The organism is Paenibacillus sp. FSL H8-0048 (assembly GCF_038002825.1).
GTDB lineage: Bacteria > Bacillota > Bacilli > Paenibacillales > Paenibacillaceae > Paenibacillus_AQ.
This window is the reverse complement of sequence record NZ_JBBODF010000001.1, coordinates 7,007,054-7,024,031: the sequence shown is the minus strand read 5'-3', so window position 1 is coordinate 7,024,031 and position 16,978 is coordinate 7,007,054. Positions and strand designations below refer to the sequence as shown.

Below are 16,978 nucleotides of genomic sequence, written 5' to 3'. Positions count from 1 at the left end.
GCATTTATTGTTTATCCATTCCATATAGAACGAAGGAGCGAAACCCATGACGAAAGATCTGTTCACCCCCTATGAATATAAAAGCTTAAAACTGAAGAACCGGGTGGTGATGCCGCCCATGTGCCAATATTCAGTGACCAATAAGGATGGAATCGCTAATGACTGGCATTACAACCACTATGTAAGCCGTGCTGTCGGCGGCACCGGGCTGATCATTGTCGAGATGGCTGATGTGGACCCGGACGGCCGGATTACCGATTATGATCTGGGCCTCTGGTCGGATGAGCAGATTCCTGCGCTGGCGCGGATTGTGGAAGCCAGCCATGCCCATGGAGCCAAAATCGGAATTCAGGTGGCCCATGCCGGGCGCAAGGCGGAGGATGCCAAGGTTCCTGTCTCCTCTTCAGCTATTCCTTTTGACAGCAAGTCCAAGACTCCTCATGCCCTGACAACAGAAGAAGTTAAAGAAATGGTCCAGAAATTCAAACTGGGCGTAGCGCGTGCGGTTCAGGCCGGGTTCGACACTATTGAGCTGCACGGTGCCCACGGCTATCTGATTCACCAGTTCCACTCGCCGCTGACTAACCAGCGGACTGATGAGTACGGACAGGATCTGACCTTGTTCGGCCGGGAGGTTATCGCTGCCGCTAAGAGCGTGATGCCTGAGGATATGCCGCTGATCATGCGGATTTCCGCCAGAGAATATGTGGAAGGCGGCTACGGCCTCCAAGAGGGTCTGGAGATCAGCAGAGCTTATAAGGAAGCCGGGGCCGATATTTTCCATATCAGTTCAGGCGGTGAGGGAGCAGTTGATACAGAGAATGGACCGGGCAACCATGCAGCCTATCAGTTACCGCTGGCCAGAACCATCCGCCAGGAGCTGAACGTGCCGGTGATTGCTGTCGGCCGCTTGGATGAAGCGGTTCTTGCCAATGCCGTCATTGGCAATGAAGAAGCTGACCTCGTGGCGGTGGGCCGGGGAATGCTCCGTAATCCTTACTGGACGCTGGAAGCCGGTGTGACGCTGCGCAAAGACGCAGATATCCCTAAGCAGTATGCATTGGGATTCCCGCGTTAAGGACAATTCGTCAGCAGCTGGCCTATGGTGATGGTATACTGTATAACAGCTACTATTCATTACAGGTACACACCGGGAGGATGGAAGACATGACTAACCCCCCTTCGAATGATCTGATTAACAGCTGGTTATCACTCTCTCTGATACAGATGAAGGTGGCCGCAGTCCTTGAAGCGAGGCTGACCGAGAACTATGAGTTATCGCTTAAGGAATTCTACGTATTGCTGTTTCTGTCCGAAGCCCCTGAGCAAAAGCTGAAGCTTCAGCAGCTGGAATCGATGGTCGGGCTTAGCCAGAGTGCTGTGTCCCGGCTGGTCAGCCGCTTCGAGGCCAAGGGCTGCGGAGCGCTGGAGCGCAAGTCCTGTGAGGCGGACCGCAGAAGCATCTATACGTCCCTGACTGCTATCGGGCAAGACAAAGTTGACCGGGCGAAGCAGACCGTTAATGAAGTGCTGCAGGAAGCCTTTCCTGTAGCCGACACGCAGGAGCTGCTGGAGCAGCTTATCCAGCTGAAGCAATCCTAGACCCGGGCAGCTGCCTGCCGGGTAAACCCGCCGTCCCTCCCGAGGGGCGGCGGGTTTTTATCTGAACCTCCCTCTCTCCCTGAGCATACATCATACTAATACGTAATTAAGAAAAGCGGGGTGTACGAATGGTATTCACTGTTATGCAGCTGGTTGGCGGCCTTATTCTCTCTGTAGGCTGGATTCCACAGATTGTGCAGATTCTCAGGACCCGTTCTGTTGCAGATCTCAGTCTGAAAGCTTATCTGCTGATGCTGCTTGGCATCCTTCTTATGGAGGCTTATGCGGTTAACCTGGCGGCGCTGGGGGTCGGGCTGGCTTTTCTGATCACCAATTCCTTGTCGCTGGCGGTTGTAACAACGGTTGTCCTGCTAATTATCCGCTACCGCCACAAGGGTAACGGTTTCTAAAGGCTGCACCTCTGTCCAATCTGCGTTATACTTTCTGTAACAAAAGGATGCAGGAGGTTCAGTGAATGAAGCAAAATAAGTATGATGACGCGGTTTTTTTTGCGAATTACAGCCAGATGCCCCGCTCTACGGGCGGACTGGAGGCTGCCGGAGAATGGGAGGTCTTCCGTACCCTGCTGCCTGATCTGACGGGCCAGCGGGTGCTTGATCTGGGGTGCGGGTTCGGCTGGCACTGCCGGTATGCCCGTGAGCAGGGGGCGGCTTCCGTCGTAGGCATAGATCTCTCCTCCAATATGCTGGAGCGTGCCCGGGCGATGACGGACGACCCGAAGATTGAGTATCTCCAGCTCGCAATTGAAGATGCCGCATTCGGGGCAGAGCAATTTGATACCGTTATCAGCTCGCTGGCGATCCACTATATTGAAGATTTCGGCAGCCTCTGCCGCCAGGTCCGGCATTGTCTCAAGCCAGGGGGAGCCTTCGTCTTCTCTGTAGAGCATCCGATCTTCACCTCGCTTGCTGCACAGGATTGGCATTACAGTCCTGATGGGGAGAAGCAGCATTGGCCCGTTGACAACTATCATCTGGAAGGCGTGCGGCAGGCTGATTTTCTCGAACACAAGGTTGCAAAATACCACCGGACCACCGCCACCTACCTGAGTACGCTGCTCGAATCCGGCTTCGTCCTGAAGCAGCTGTCTGAGCTGCAGCCGACTCCTGAGATGCTGGAGAAGAATCCGGCCTGGCAGGAGGAGATGCGGCGCCCGATGTTCCTGCTGTTGTCAGCGGTGAAGCAGGAATAGCCGGATCTTATTTCATAAATAACAGAACAAAACCATCCTAACGCAGAAATAAGATTACCTTAGCACGAGTACAATGTATGCTGTTTTTCACATACATTGGTCCATCTGCCTGCTTGCAAGCACAATATATGCTGTTTTTCACATACATTTGATCCGTCTGCCTGCTTGCGAGCAGGATGTATACTGTTTTTCACATACATTCAGACCGTATGTCTGCTTGCGAGCACGATGTATGCTGTTTTTCACATACGTTTGGTCCGTGTGCCTGATTGCGAGCACAAAGTATATTGTTTTTAACACACATTTTGGTCCATATGCCGGTGTACCAGGCAATTATAAATAAAAAAAAGACCAGCCGGACGGTAGTCCGCTGACCTTTTATCATCCCCGTGGTTCACGGAGTTCACATTGCATTATTCACATTCACTGTGCCTTCCTGAGTCTTGGCAAGTGCGGACGGAATCTTAGGTGCCTGAACCAGCTTCCGTCTGCCCAGAGAGGTTGTAAAAGTGATTACATAACCGGCTACAACTACAGCCATCACCGTATACAGCGTTTCTCTTAACGGCATATAGAAGAGGGAGAAAGCCAGAACGATTACATCCATCAGGATAAATACGGTTCCTACCTTAATACCTTTCCATTCACTGATCAGCACGGACAAAATATCGTCCCCGCCGCTCGCCCCGCCGCCCAGCAGGACCATTCCTGCGCCCAGACCTGTCAATACCCCGGACAACAGCGCCGCAACCGGCAAGTTATCCTGCAGGTCAATAACCCAGCCGGAATAGCGTTCCATCAGCCCGTAGAATACCGTGAAGGCCACTACGGATATGAAGGTGTTCACTACGAATGATTTTCCTTTGAAAATGATTGCGATGATGAGTACCGGAATGTCCAAAATCAGGATGCTTAGTGATGGTGAAATCCCCAGTACATACTTGCCGAGCAGCGACAATCCCACGAATCCGCCTTCGGTCAAGTGGTTCTGATAATTAATGTGATAATACGTAAATGCAAGCAATAGTGTTCCGGTCAAAATAATCGCTAACCGGAGCGGCAAACTCATGCCACTGTCTTGTTTCCTCATTACTCGGTCTCCCCTTATCGTATATGGCGGCTAGACGTTCGTGCCAGCCTCTACGAGGGGGGTACCTGAGGAGATGTTGCTCCTTCGCATACAATACTCCCTTCCCTTCGCAGAAGCGGCTTCGTCAATGAACAACGGTTCGCGCACATTCTACAGGGAAGCTAAGTATAAGACAGATCATAACGTTTCCAAATCGTCCTTTGGGGAATCGTCCTTCGGGGACACATGGTATCCTGATCCTTTCTTTAGTTTGATATGTTCTGAATAGATTATACCACGCGGAAGGGCCACTCTAAACAGTTTCCATCAAAAATAAGCAATCAGCCCTGATTTCTCAGCAGACGGTTGACCGTCTCGCGGCGGACGCCGATCAATTGTCCGATTTCTTCCTGTGTCAGCAGGTCTGTAAGCTGTGCGCCATGAGAATATTCGGTCAGCCAGCGGGTCAGCAGGGCCATACGCTCCCCCGGCGTTCCAACGGTGAGATGATCGAGCCTCGTCTGCATGAACCGCACCTTTTCCTGAAGCAAAAGGGCGATCTCCATCACCTTCTCAGGCTTCTCCCTCAGCTCCCGGTACCATTCTGCAGCCGGAATCAGCTCGACCTCACTTTTCATCATCGCCACTGCGGTTCCATGCGCCTCCTTCGGCGAAATGAGGGAATGATGCGGAACAGTCTCACCCGGATATAACAGGTTGAACAGCACCATGTTCCCGTTCTCATGCAGTCTCGTGACCTTGAACAGTCCGCTCTTCACCTTGAACAGGTTCTGGCCGCCGTCTCCCTGGCGGAATAAGACCTCACCTCTGTGCAGAATCATTTCGCATTCTCCTTTGCCTTCTCTGTATATATATTTTTAATTATACCGAAATAAGACACCAAAATGGAGGGGCAAGCGTAAAACAGCCATTATTCATGAGTTCAAAGACAAAGAAACCGCCTGGGCAGAGAAGGGTCTCTGCTCCCAAGCGGTTTCAGGGAAAGGCAAGATAGGTTATTTCGCTTCAACCGGCTTCTTCCAGAGCCCCAGGATCAGCCCGGAAATCACGGAGCCGATCAGCACAGATAACAGGAACAGCGCGGCATTGCTGGACAGGAAGGCTACAAACACACCGCCATGCGGTGCGGGAACGTTGAGGTTCCACAGCTGGGTAAGTCCGCCGGCTACGGCAGAGCCCAGGATACAGGAGGTAAGCACCCGCAGCGGATCAGCCGCAGCGAACGGAATGGCTCCTTCGGTGATGAACGACAAGCCCAGCACATAGTTGGTTACACCGGATTTACGTTCGGTCTCCGTGAATTTATTCTTGAAGAACGAGGTGGCCAGGGCAATCGCCAGCGGAGGTACCATCCCTCCGGCCATGACTGCGGCCATCATCATTCCGTTCGTGTTGCCGCTGGATGTAAACACGCCGATGGCAAAGGTATAAGCAGCTTTGTTGAACGGGCCGCCCATATCAATGGCCATCATCCCGCCAAGCACCAAGCCCAGCAGAATCTTATTGCCGGTGCCCAGATTATTAAGCACATCGGTCAGTCCCCCATTGATCCAGCTGAATAACGGATCGAACAGGAAGAACATAATCGTGCCGGTAATCAGCAGGCTGAATACAGGATAGAGCAGAATCGGCTTCAGTCCGTCCAGTGTGCGCGGCAGGCCCGAGAAGGCTCTGCGGAGCATTACCACAACATAACCGGCCAGGAATCCGGCAGCCAGACCGCCGAGGAAGCCTGAATTGGAGTTAAGAGCCATCAGACCGCCGACCATACCCGGCATCAGCGCAGGACGGTCGCCGATGCTCATCGCGATAAATCCGGCCAGGATAGGAATCAGGAAGTGGAAGGCTCCGTCACCGCCGCCGATGCTCTGCAGCAGCTTAACCAGCGGATTGTCGGGGCTGGCCACCTGTTCAATCAGGAACGAGATCGCCAGCAGAATTCCTCCACCGACTACGAACGGCAGCATATGCGAGATGCCGTTCATCAGGTCTTTGTAGATTTTGCTTCCAATAGAACCGGACTTCACAGGCGTGGAACCTTCTTCACTGCGTCCAGAGCTGCGGTAGATAGGTGCATCTCCTGCTACTGCGATCCGGATCAGCTCCTCTGACTTGCGGATACCGTCGCTAACCGGACGCTGGAGCACAGGCTTGCCGCTGAAGCGCTCCATCTCCACGTTCTTGTCAGCGGCAATAATGACCCCGCTGGCCCGGGCGATTTCTTCCGGTGTCAGCACATTCTGCGCACCCTCCGAGCCGTTGGTTTCGACACGGATATTGACGCCCATCTCCTTGGCCTTCTTCTTGAGGGCATCCTCCGCCATGAAGGTATGGGCGATTCCAGTAGGACAGGCGGTTACAGCAACTACGAAGCTCTGTGAATCCGGGTTCCCGGTAATGATCCGTGCCGGTTCAGCTTGCGGTACGGCTGCCTTCGGAGCAGCCTTCACTTCCGCTGCCTTGGCTTCCGCTTCTGCCCGGGCCTCAGTCTCAGCTTGCTTGGCATCAAATAAGGCGGACACCTCGGCAGGTGTCTTCGCACCCATAAGCTGTTCGATGAATTCGCTTTCAATGAGCAGCCTGGACAGTGCAGCGAGTGTTCGCAGGTGCATATTTCCAGCTCCGTCCGGCGCGGCGATCATGAAGAATATATGGGCGGGCGCTTCATCCAGGGAGGCAAAATCAATTCCGGCACTGCTCTTGGCAAATACCACCGTTGCTTCCTTGACGGCCTTCGTCTTGGCATGTGGCATGGCAATGCCTCCGCCGATGCCCGTGCTGGACTGGGCTTCACGCTCCAGAATCTTCTCCTTGAACAGCTTCGCATCCGTGATGCGTCCACTGGCTGCGAGACTGGCAATCAGCTCGTCAATGACCCCTTCCTTCGTGGTAGCCTGGAGCTCCATAATCATTGTTTCCTGTATCATCAAATCTGTAATCTTCATCAAGACTCAACTCCCCGAATGTACTTGAACCTCTTACTTCTGTTATTCATAGCTGGGATATGGCAATAAGCGGACGAAGCTCTTCAATCAATGTCTTGTCTGCCAGATCGTCGGAGAATGCTGTGGCACTTCCCGATGCCACACCGGCACGGAAGGCTTCCAGCTCATTCCCTGTCTGCGACAACGTGCCCACGAATCCGGCAATCATCGAATCTCCCGCACCTACTGAATTCCTCACCTGGCCCTTAGGAGCGCTGGCATGATAGACCTCTTGCCCTGTAATGAACAGTGCGCCTTCTCCAGCCATCGAGACCAGCACATGCTTGGCGCCGCCCATAAGCAGCTTGCGTCCGTAAGTGATAATCTCTTCCCGGGTGCTGATCTGAACACCGAACAGCTCTGCCAGCTCATGGTGATTCGGCTTGACCAGCAGCGGTCCCTGGGATAAGGCATCCTGCAAGGCCTGCCCGGTTGTATCAATAACAAACTCCGCGCCCTTCTGCTTGCATACTGCAATCAGCCTGCTGTAGAAATCTCCGCCCAGCGAAGGTGGCGTGCTTCCTGAGAGGATCACTATGTCACCCGGCTCCAAGGATTCCAGCTTCTGCAGCAGCGAAGCCGTCTCGGTCTCCGTAATGACTGGCCCCGCCCCGTTAATCTCCGTCTCCTGGCCGGCCTTAAGCTTGATATTGATCCGGGTATCGTCCGCAATATGAACAAAGTCGCAGGCTATTCCCTCCTGGCCCAGCCAGGTGTCAATATAGCCGCCGGTGAAGCCGCCTAGAAATCCAGTGGCTGTATTCTCTACGCCAAGCTGCTTCAGAACACGGGATACGTTAATGCCCTTCCCGCCGGGCAGCTTCATATCCCGCTTCATCCGGTTGAGTCCGCCTAATGTTAACTCTTCTACCTCCACGATATAATCGACGGAAGGATTGAGTGTCACCGTATAGATCATCATTCATCCCTCATTTATAATGTTTGTCTTCCCATCCCATCACACCAGTGTATAATCCACATCCAGCTTCTCAAGCTGCCTCCGGAAGCTATCCGGTATCCCGGTATCCAGAATGCAGTGGTCCATCTCCTGCAAATCTGCAACCTTGCAGAAGGAGATCTGCCCGATCTTGCTATGGTCGGCCAGCAGGATCGTCTGCTTCGCTACAGCGATCATTTTGCGCTTCGTGGCCGCTTCCAGCATATTCGGCGTCGTAATCCCTTCGCGGATATCCAGCCCGTTGGTGCCGAGGAAGGCCTTATCCACCCGCACCATGTCCAGCGAGCGTTCGGTCATCGGCCCGACAAAAGCCATGGTGTCCGGCCGTAGCATCCCGCCTGTAATGGACACCTCAATATGGCGGCAATCCTTCAGCTCATTCAGCGCCATGATCGAGTTGGTGATCACCTTGAGATTGCGGAACGATTTCAGCGCCCGGGCAATCTGCAGGGTGGTAGTACCCCCGTCAAGGAGAATGGCATCGCCATCCTCAATCATCTCCACAGCCTTCCCGGCAATCCGCAGCTTCTCCTCCAGGAACCGGTCTTCCTTGTCCGGAACCGCGGCTTCAAAGTTCACACTCTGCAGGGACACCGCACCGCCATGCGTACGCTTTAGCAGCCGTGCTTCCTCCAGCTCCTTGAGGTCCCGGCGGATCGTGGATTCCGAGACGGACAGCTCCTGGCCCAGCTCCTGAACCGAGGCTCTTGTATGCTTCTCGACAAACAGCAGAATCATCCGTTTGCGTTCTTCTTCAAACATGCAGCTCACTCCTTAGGATGTGCAGCTACCCGCTGCCGGATTCCTATATATACAGTAACTACTGAATTTAAAGATAAGATGACTGGATTCAAATCACTTGTGATTGATATTGACCATTTGTGCTCATTTATGATTGTAACAGCGTTTTCATGAACTGTAAAGAGGCTTTCTCTGCTTATTTTCCGCCAAAAAATCATGAATTTAAACCTGCTATTCCAGCCGTATTCACTGTTGCTGTAAGAATTGGATCATCACTTGCTCATTTATGCTCATTTCAGCCTGTCACTGTATCAGCATGCGCGGCAAATTACCTCCCGATTGCCTATTTCACAATGGCAGCGAGCGACATATTTATATTACATATGGGGAAAAGCGGGTGAACAGGAGATGGCCTATTACAATAACAACGGATATGGCAGCGCGGGCGGTAACGGCGGCAATGGCAGCAGCAGCGGCATTAACGGCCACGGAGGAGGCGGCAGTGACGGCCCTGTAGAAACCGAGGAACTAAGTGCAGAGGATTATGCGATTATTGCTGCCGGCTTCGGTGTACTCGGGGAACTGTTTGCTTTTTTCTCTCTGGTAAAAGCCAAGCAGGTGACCAAGGAAACGGGCGGGAAGGTAGCTACAGACATCGACCCGGTGCTGTTCGTGCAGAACCGCAAAAAAAAAGCAGCCAGACGAAAGTCCCGCCGGCTGCGTTGAACGTTTATTTTGTCTGAACCCTTCACTTACTTCAAAGGTATGACCTCGTGCTTTGCAAATATGGCCTGCACCTTCTCCCGCAGCTCCTCTTCGGGCAGAAGGACAATGACAATAATATGCTCCAGATCGGCATGCTTCGCATAAGCCTGCGCATCCTCTTGCGGAATTCCCATCCCGATCAGGCTGACTGCAAGCCCGTCTGTCTCAAGATCCGCTCCCGCCAGCTTGCGGGCTGCCGGACCTGCTGCGACCGCTGAATCGGCCACCATGTCCAGACCTACCCCGAGCCCGCGTGCTGTGCCGAACAAGCCCTTATTCCCCTGCCCTGTCTCCACATCCCCGATTCCGGCATCCTGGCTGATGATCTCAAGCGTGTTCTTCTGCTTCGTGACAGCTGAGATATGCTTCGCCTTGATCCCGTTCTCCTTCAATTCCCCGATCGCCAGCACCGCATCACTCCGGTGTCCAAAAATCCCCAATATCAATGTTGGCATGCCGCATCCCTCCTGTTACTGCGATATTACCACTCTGCCTGGGGATTGAACCTGCCTTGAATCTTGCTAACAGCAGCGGCTCCTGCCGGTCGTGAATCAATCTCTTCTAATTCGGTTATAAAGATACGTATACATAAATATAAACATAACTTAAGAGATAGGGGGGCTGCCTGTGCTTCAAAGCAAGTATTTCCGGACTTGCCTGGCCATTATCGCCTTTTTGACGATTCTGTACCTGGGGTCGAAGGTCATTTTTCTGTTCACACCGCTGGTATCTATTATTCAATTGCTGCTCGTACCGATGATGCTGTCGGGCTTCATGTATTATCTGCTGCGGCCGATCGTCAACTATCTGGGTACCAAAAATGTAAACCGCGGGCTGTCCGTGCTGCTGATCTATCTTGTGTTCGCCGGACTGTTCGTCCTATTCTGGGTACTGGTCTGGCCTACACTGCGCGAGCAGATCCAGAACTTCATCGACAATACGCCCTATCTGGTCGAGGGTATACAGAATCAGTTCAACAAGCTCCAGAATGATCCGTCGCTCTCCCGCTTCTTCAAGGGTGATACGGATGTGACCACACGCCTGACGGAGTATTTGAACAATGTCATTACCTGGGTAACTAATTCGATGTCCAATCTGATCGCAGTGATCTCCAGTATTGTCGTGGTAATCGCCACGCTGCCGATTATTCTTTACTATATGCTGAAGGACGGCCACAAGCTGTCTCCGATTCTTCAGGGACTGATCCCGAGAAAGTACCGCAAGGAAGGCCAGGAGATGTTCAAGGATATTGACTCTGCACTCAGCGGCTTCATCGTTACACGCGTCCTGCTTAATGTGGTGCTGGGCATCTTGCTGTATATCGGCTTTTTGCTGATCGGTCTGCCTTATTCCCTGCTGCTCGCCTTGATTTCCATCCCGCTGAATTTCATTCCTTATGTAGGCTCGCTGCTGGCGGCGGTTCCGGTGATTATCGTGGGGTTCATTGAATCACCTTCTATGGCTATATGGTCAGCCGTCGTCATTCTGATCGCGCAGCAGATTCAGGATAACGTGCTGTCCCCGGTCATCTACGGCAAGTCGCTGGATGTGCATCCGCTGACCACAGTGCTGCTTGTACTCGTGGGTGGCGACTTCTACGGCCTGATCGGCGTCCTCATTGCGCTTCCGGTCTATATGATTATCAAAATCATTTTCCTGCGCATTTACGAGATCATTGTCGCCGAACGGGTGGATCAACCCGTCCCTGAGCCCGGTGCTCCGCCCGGGATTGAGATTGAGATCGTCAAGGACGATAAGCTATAATAGTTAACAAAAAGCCCTCCGGCGCATCTTAGCGCCGGAGGGCTTGTCATGTACATGCTTGGACGTATCCAGACCTCAGCCGCGCAGCGAACGGACCACGAAGATGTGGTTGCCCTTAGGCAGGTTCTGCCCGTCACGCAGTGTCACGGAGCCTTTGGTATGTGCGATGATCGTCGCATTGAACGCCACCAGCTGGTCCCCCTTCCAGACAGTAACCGCTGATTTGAAATACACGGCATTATCAAACTGCAGACGTTCTGTCATGATATAGCCGACCGAATGGAGAACCGGGGGCAATGCCCTCTCTTTGGGAGCCAAGGCTTTGATGTACACAATATCGCGGAAAGGGACGGCAATCTCCTGATGCCCGATGACGGCTACCGAAGCTGCAAGATCCCATCTGCGCAGAACGCCTTTCATGATCGTATATGGCTGCTCGCCGCAGTACATAATGACCGGTCTGCCAACCCAATGCTTCATGGCTCCACGCCCTTCCCTGTGCCTGAACTACTTATACCTTTGGTATGGACCAGTCTATACCCTTAAGCCCATGCTGCTCCAGATACTGGTTGGCCTGAGAGAACGGGCGGCTGCCGAGAAATCCGCGGTGTGCAGAGAACGGGCTCGGATGCGGAGACTGGATCACCTTATGTCTGCTGCGGTCCACTACCGCGCCTTTGAGCTGGGCATGACTGCCCCACAGGATGAAGACCATCGGTTCTGTCCGCTCGTTCAGCTTCTCCATAATGGCATCCGTAAAGGTCTCCCAGCCCAGACCTTTATGCGAATTCGGCTGGCCCTCGCGTACTGTCAGCACTGCGTTAAGCATCAGCACACCTTCTTCCGCCCAGTGCAGCAGCGATCCGTGACCCGGCACCTCCACACCGAGATCACTATGCAGCTCCGCATAGATATTGCGGAGTGACGGCGGAATCCTTACGCCCGGCTCTACCGAGAAGCTAAGGCCATGGGCCTGTCCTGCGCCGTGATACGGGTCCTGTCCAAGAATGACTACCCGGGTCTTACTGTAAGGCGTCAGCTTCAGCGCCGAGAACAGCTTGTCCTTCGGGGGATAGACTGTATACTGCTTGTACTCGCGTGCCAGTGCATAGCGTAATTCCTCGAAGTAAGGCTTCTGTGTCTCTTCCTGAAGCACTTCATCCCAATCATTGCCAAACATCCTGTTCTCCTCCCAATTGCCTTGATAGTAGTATTGTTTCATTACCCGTTATTAACCAGAATAAAAGGAACTTATTTGCGGCCATAGTCCGCTTTGATCTCGCCCCATGACTTCGTCTGCCATTTCAGCACCTTGTTGTCATAAGTGTGGTTCCGCAGCCAGCTCTCCGCCCGGTCAATCAGTTGCCAGATCTCCTCCGTAGAGGCATCCCGGGGCAAGGTCGTGGCCACCTTTTTCTGCTTGACCCATTTCATTGCATTAACAGAATCACTATACACCGTCTTGCTGCTGCCCTCCTGCTTAAGATGAGCCAGCGCATGCACAATCGCCAGGAACTCTCCGAGGTTATTGGTCCCTTTACGGATCGGACCGCAGGAGAAAATCACATCCCCGGTCTGGGTATCCACGCCTTTGTATTCGACGGGTCCGGGATTTCCACGGGTGCCTACATCCACGGAGATGCTGTCATAATCGATCTCCTCAGACGTCTCCACTCCGGCACTGCGGCTCCAGGACTTGCCTGACTTACTTGTGCCGGATGCCCCTGAAGCTGCCGAACCCGTTCCCCAGTTGCCCTTCCAGCCTGCCTTGAAGGCTGTCTCAGCAGCCGCCTTGCTCTCATAGGACTTATATTTCGCTCCGGTATAATGATCGGTCTGCGCCTGGCATTCCGCCCATGTAGTGTAGACTCCGGGCTTCTTACCTTCCCATACTACGTAGTATTTCTGCTTCGCCATTCCTCTTGCTACCTCCTGCCGGTGTCACCTCAACCAGAATAATATTGTAATGCCTACCGCGTTCATATTGAAGCCTGAATACACTCGCACGCCTGCTGCCAGCCCGAATATCTATTGGATAATTACCGGCAGGCGCGTTCATACTAATACGGCAGCTTAGTCCAGCACAGCAAGTGTCGTATCGGCAATGGTCTGGAGCTTGCCCGTATCCTGTGTTGCCTTGACCATAACCCGCAGACCTACCAGGGCATTATGCAGATAAGCAGCCAGTGCCGGAGCCGGATGCCGGGAGGAGAGTTCTCCGGTCTCCTGTCCGTGCAGGATCAGCCGCTCAATTAAACTCTCTGTATTCAGAAAAGCCTCATTCGCCCGGCCGGCAGCCTCCGGATCATGACCCGACAGTTCCACTGCCGTATTCACCAGCATACAGCCCTTCGGCTCCTCTTCACTTCTGTGAATTGTGGCTTCGAATAATAGGCGGATAGCTGCCTTGGCGGAGGTGATGCCCTCGATCCGGCTCTCCATCCGGGAGCTTTGAAGGGATGCAAAGCGCTCCAGCGCTTTTATATATAAGGTATGCTTGTCTCCAAAGGTGTCATACATGCTTCGCTTATGAATTCCCATACCGGTTACAAGATCCTGCATGGAGGTCTTCTCATAGCCCTGCTGCCAGAAAATCGTCATTGCCTTGAGCAATACATCATCAATGTCAAACTCTTTGCTTCGCGCCATGATCATGCTCCTTTCGCGGTCTATTTTACCATTTATAGAACGATCGGTAAATATTATTGTAGCCATGTTAACTAGATCACATCAATTCCGCACCAATCATTCTATATTAATTTTAAGGAAAATACCATCAGCATTACACACCCCAAGGAGGTTATTACATGAGAAAAATCGCAGTAATACTTGCGGCATTCACCCTGACCCTGCTCATCGGCTGCGGCAACGCAAACAAAAATGCAGGCAACACTGGCACAGCAGCGAACACGAGCAATACGGCGGCTACCGCTGCACCGGATGCAGTCACTTCGGCTTCGGTAGTCGATAACGGGGAAGCCTTCAAGAAGGCGATCAGCAAAGACGGCACCTGGATTGCAGCTACGCTGAAGGACCTGAGCTTCTCCGAGGAGCTTGTGCTCGACGGACAATTCATCCATAAGGAAGAGCCTGCCCGCAAAATCGCGCTCTATACCCAGGATGCCGATCACAACATCACGAACTCCTTCAAGCTCACCGCCCCGAAATTGACGGTCCGCAGTGAGAATGCCCGGATTCAGGGAGGGACCTTTGTGGGTGATGTCTATGTGGAGGCTAACGGCTTCGCCGTCGTGAATGCCACCATTGAAGGCAATGTCTATTTCTCAGATGACAAATACCAGGCTACCTATTCCGCAGCAGACCAGGGTAAGGTAACCGGCGTCACTGAAGTGAAAAAATAATGCAGCAGGGTGCGGGGTGTTCCTCTTCGGGCAAGCGGCCGGGGAGAACACCCTATTTGTACATTGTTACCCATGAAAAGAGGTGCTGACCTGATGAAGTTCATCCGTAAGTATGCTATCCTTCCTCTTCTGCTCCTGATGCTCTCCTCCTGTAACGGACAGGATGCGGCGCAGACGGAGCCGCAATACCGGATTCAGTCCGGTCATGATCTCAGTATTCTGACAACGAGTGATACCCATTATTTAGCGCAGGAGCTTAGGGATCTCGGTCCTGCCTTCCAGCAGTTTCTGGCTGCCGGTGACGGCAAGCAGCTTGGCTACAGCAAGGAGATGATGGAGGCGCTGGGCTATGATATCGGAATCCGCAAGCCGGATGTGGTGATTATCAGCGGGGACCTCAGCAACAACGGGGAAGAAGCCAGCCATAAGGAGCTGGCCGGACATCTGAAGCGCATCGAGCAAGACACCGGAACCCGGATCTATGTGATCCCGGGCAATCATGATATCCAGAATCCCTGGGCCCGGAGCTTCCGCGATAAGCGCCAATACGCCGCAGATTCCGTGAGCGCCAAGGCCTTCAGCAAAATCTATGGCGGCTTCGGCTATGATGAAGCCCTGCTGAGAGACGAGGATTCGCTAAGCTATCTGGCTGCCCCGTCGGAGCAGCTGTGGCTGCTCATGCTGGATACTGCACAGTACGGAGACAATAAAGCGCTGGGCCATCCCCAGCTGGAGGGGCGGTTCAGTGACCGGACCCTGGAGTGGATCGCCACCTGCGGCGCGAAGGCCGCTGCCGCAGGCGCGCAGCTCGTGACGGTCATGCATCACAGCCTGCTGAATCACAGTGAATTCATTCAGGAGGGCTTCACTGTAGAGGACCATGTCAAGGTTACAGATGCCTTGATGAAGAACGGTGTGCGGACCGCTCTCAGCGGGCATATACACATTCAGGATATCAGTGAATACAGTCATGACGGGGAGCGCATCTATGACATTGCCAGCAATGCTTTGTCTGTTTTCCCCCATCAATACGGGCTCTTAACCTATTCCTCCGCCCGTCAGACTCTGGATTACAGCACTGCAAGATTAGGGATGGAGCAATGGGCCGCAGCCACAGGCAATACCGATCCGAACCTGCTGGGCTTCAGGGCTTACAGTGAAGCCAATTTCCGTAAGCGGTCTGCCACCCGGAGTTATTCCCGTCTGGCTGAAGATCCCGCTTACGCCAGTTATACCGAGACTGAGCTGAAGCAAATGGCTGACGTTGTCGGAAGGCTGAACGAGAATTACTTCGCAGGCTCTGCCAGTACGGGCAATGCTGCCGTGACCGCTGCAGAAGGCTACCGGCTCTGGCAGGATGCTCCGGCGGGCGGAATGAGAAGCTATGTCTTGAAAATGGCCTCGCAGCAGCCGAAGAACAATCATGAACTGCATGTTCAGCTTCCTCAGCGGTGATGTTTGAAGAACTGGAAATAGGTGTAAGATAGACAAGTATGCTTACACCTATTGCTGAGGAGATGATAATCACCATGTTCACACGTATGGACGAGATTATGATAGAAATCCCGGACGTCGAGAAACCAGATCCTAATGCCGCAGCAGCTGTACAGGAGCTGCTCGGGGGCAAATTCGGTGAAATGTCAACGCTCAATAACTACTTGTACCAGTCCTTCAACTTCCGCTCCAAGGACAAGCTGAAGCCCTTCTACGACCTGGTGATGAGTATTACCGCCGAGGAGCTGGGCCATGTTGAGCTGGTCTCCCACGCCGTGAACAAATGTCTTAGAGGTTCCACGGCCTATAAGAAACCCGATTCCACGCCCCTGGGGGATGTCAAAGACGCACGGCTGTCTTATCATTTCCTGGCAGGCGCACAGGGGGCCATGCCATTCGATTCGATGGGCAATCCGTGGACCGGAGCCAATGTGTTCAACAGCGGCAACCTGGTGGAGGATTTGCTGCACAACTTCTTCCTGGAGTGCGGGGCCAGAACCCACAAAATGAAGGTCTATGAAATGACCGACCATCCTGCTGCCCGGGCGGTAGTCGGCTTCCTGCTTGTCCGCGGGGGCGTTCACGTCGTCGCTTACGCCAAGGCGCTGGAGATTGCCACAGGCGTCAATGTTACCAAGCTCGTGCCGATTCCTTCCCTGGACAACAAAGCGTTCAATGAAGCCAGGAAGTATGAGGAAAAGGGCGTCCATACGAAGCTCTACACATGGAGCGATAAGGATTTCAGCTCCATTGACCAGATCTGGAAGGGTACCCATCCTGAGGGCTTCCACTAGAGGTCATTCAGGGTGTACCGAAAGGCTTCCCTATCCCCGAAGCCCCGGAAGTGAAGGAAGAATTCGCACCGGGCATCTCTGCCGAGGAATTCAAGGAGATTGCCAAACGGCTGAAAATGGCCGGGAATATTAATGACTAGCAGCCGGAGCCAAGCCTAGCGAATAATAGCACCCAAGAAGAAGCGGATGTCCCGAAAGCCATGAACTGGCT

General features: G+C 53.3%; 18 protein-coding genes and 1 pseudogene. 9 read left to right on the top strand and 10 right to left on the bottom strand.

Annotated elements, in window-relative coordinates:
• Positions 1 to 46 precede the first annotated feature (46 nt).
• From NSU18_RS30290 to NSU18_RS30275, 4 genes are all read left to right on the top strand, one after another.
• Positions 47 to 1,078 carry an NADH:flavin oxidoreductase/NADH oxidase gene (locus NSU18_RS30290; RefSeq protein WP_341018034.1) on the top strand — a complete coding sequence of 344 codons (1,032 nt, stop codon included), beginning with the start codon at positions 47 to 49 and terminating at the stop codon, positions 1,076 to 1,078.
• An 89-nt stretch (positions 1,079 to 1,167) separates the two neighbouring features.
• A complete protein-coding gene (locus NSU18_RS30285; RefSeq protein WP_341018032.1) occupies positions 1,168 to 1,602 on the top strand; it encodes a MarR family winged helix-turn-helix transcriptional regulator in 435 nt (144 codons plus the stop codon).
• A gap of 128 nt (positions 1,603 to 1,730) precedes the next feature.
• Positions 1,731 to 2,012: a PQ-loop domain-containing transporter gene (locus NSU18_RS30280; protein WP_341018030.1), complete on the top strand. Its 282-nt coding sequence runs from the start codon at positions 1,731 to 1,733 to the stop codon at positions 2,010 to 2,012.
• A gap of 65 nt (positions 2,013 to 2,077) precedes the next feature.
• Positions 2,078 to 2,815, top strand: a complete 738-nt coding sequence (locus NSU18_RS30275) for a class I SAM-dependent methyltransferase (protein WP_341150830.1) — start codon at positions 2,078 to 2,080, stop codon at positions 2,813 to 2,815.
• A 403-nt stretch (positions 2,816 to 3,218) separates the two neighbouring features.
• Here NSU18_RS30275 and NSU18_RS30270 read toward each other — a convergent pair whose 3' ends face one another.
• The 5 genes from NSU18_RS30270 to NSU18_RS30250 form a co-directional block, all read right to left on the bottom strand.
• A complete protein-coding gene (locus NSU18_RS30270; RefSeq protein ID WP_036698508.1) occupies positions 3,219 to 3,905 on the bottom strand; it encodes a YitT family protein in 687 nt (228 codons plus the stop codon).
• A 320-nt stretch (positions 3,906 to 4,225) separates the two neighbouring features.
• Positions 4,226 to 4,726, bottom strand: coding sequence for a Crp/Fnr family transcriptional regulator (locus NSU18_RS30265; protein ID WP_341018027.1), 501 nt, complete (start codon positions 4,724 to 4,726; stop codon positions 4,226 to 4,228).
• Between the two features lie 174 nt (positions 4,727 to 4,900).
• The gene (locus NSU18_RS30260; protein WP_341150829.1) at positions 4,901 to 6,850 is read right to left on the bottom strand and encodes a PTS fructose transporter subunit IIABC; all 1,950 of its coding nucleotides are present in this window, start codon (positions 6,848 to 6,850) and stop codon (positions 4,901 to 4,903) included.
• 46 nt (positions 6,851 to 6,896) lie between these two features.
• The gene (gene pfkB / locus NSU18_RS30255; protein WP_341150828.1) at positions 6,897 to 7,808 is read right to left on the bottom strand and encodes a 1-phosphofructokinase; all 912 of its coding nucleotides are present in this window, start codon (positions 7,806 to 7,808) and stop codon (positions 6,897 to 6,899) included.
• 39 nt (positions 7,809 to 7,847) lie between these two features.
• Entirely contained in the window at positions 7,848 to 8,609 is a 762-nt protein-coding gene (locus tag NSU18_RS30250) for a DeoR/GlpR family DNA-binding transcription regulator (protein ID WP_036731798.1), read from the bottom strand.
• Positions 8,610 to 8,996: 387 nt separating this feature from the next.
• On the opposite strand from NSU18_RS30250, the gene NSU18_RS30245 reads away from it, so the two are divergent.
• On the top strand, positions 8,997 to 9,314 hold the full coding sequence (locus tag NSU18_RS30245) for a hypothetical protein (RefSeq protein WP_209871792.1): 318 nt from the start codon (positions 8,997 to 8,999) through the stop codon (positions 9,312 to 9,314).
• Positions 9,315 to 9,340: 26 nt separating this feature from the next.
• On the opposite strand, the gene NSU18_RS30240 is transcribed toward NSU18_RS30245, so the two are convergent.
• Positions 9,341 to 9,808: a hypothetical protein gene (locus tag NSU18_RS30240; RefSeq protein ID WP_341150827.1), complete on the bottom strand. Its 468-nt coding sequence runs from the start codon at positions 9,806 to 9,808 to the stop codon at positions 9,341 to 9,343.
• A 172-nt stretch (positions 9,809 to 9,980) separates the two neighbouring features.
• Here NSU18_RS30240 and NSU18_RS30235 point away from each other — a divergent pair, with 172 nt between their 5' ends.
• On the top strand, positions 9,981 to 11,117 hold the full coding sequence (locus NSU18_RS30235) for an AI-2E family transporter (RefSeq protein WP_341018021.1): 1,137 nt from the start codon (positions 9,981 to 9,983) through the stop codon (positions 11,115 to 11,117).
• Between the two features lie 75 nt (positions 11,118 to 11,192).
• On the opposite strand, the gene NSU18_RS30230 is transcribed toward NSU18_RS30235, so the two are convergent.
• From NSU18_RS30230 to NSU18_RS30215, 4 genes are all read right to left on the bottom strand, one after another.
• Positions 11,193 to 11,597, bottom strand: coding sequence for a hypothetical protein (locus NSU18_RS30230; protein ID WP_341018019.1), 405 nt, complete (start codon positions 11,595 to 11,597; stop codon positions 11,193 to 11,195).
• A 31-nt stretch (positions 11,598 to 11,628) separates the two neighbouring features.
• Positions 11,629 to 12,297, bottom strand: a complete 669-nt coding sequence (gene ung / locus NSU18_RS30225; RefSeq protein WP_339219046.1) for a uracil-DNA glycosylase — start codon at positions 12,295 to 12,297, stop codon at positions 11,629 to 11,631.
• A gap of 71 nt (positions 12,298 to 12,368) precedes the next feature.
• Positions 12,369 to 13,034 (bottom strand): ribonuclease H, encoded by a 666-nt coding sequence (gene rnhA / locus NSU18_RS30220; protein ID WP_341150826.1) that lies wholly within the window; start codon positions 13,032 to 13,034, stop codon positions 12,369 to 12,371.
• A 156-nt stretch (positions 13,035 to 13,190) separates the two neighbouring features.
• On the bottom strand, positions 13,191 to 13,766 hold the full coding sequence (locus tag NSU18_RS30215; protein ID WP_341018017.1) for a TetR/AcrR family transcriptional regulator: 576 nt from the start codon (positions 13,764 to 13,766) through the stop codon (positions 13,191 to 13,193).
• A 158-nt stretch (positions 13,767 to 13,924) separates the two neighbouring features.
• Here NSU18_RS30215 and NSU18_RS30210 point away from each other — a divergent pair, with 158 nt between their 5' ends.
• From NSU18_RS30210 to NSU18_RS30200, 3 genes and pseudogenes are all read left to right on the top strand, one after another.
• A complete protein-coding gene (locus NSU18_RS30210; RefSeq protein WP_341018016.1) occupies positions 13,925 to 14,479 on the top strand; it encodes a hypothetical protein in 555 nt (184 codons plus the stop codon).
• A 72-nt stretch (positions 14,480 to 14,551) separates the two neighbouring features.
• Complete coding sequence (locus NSU18_RS30205) at positions 14,552 to 15,934, top strand: metallophosphoesterase (protein WP_341150825.1); 1,383 nt, start codon at positions 14,552 to 14,554, stop codon at positions 15,932 to 15,934.
• Positions 15,935 to 16,008: 74 nt separating this feature from the next.
• Positions 16,009 to 16,907, top strand: a pseudogene (locus NSU18_RS30200) (manganese catalase family protein).
• Positions 16,908 to 16,978 lie beyond the last annotated feature (71 nt).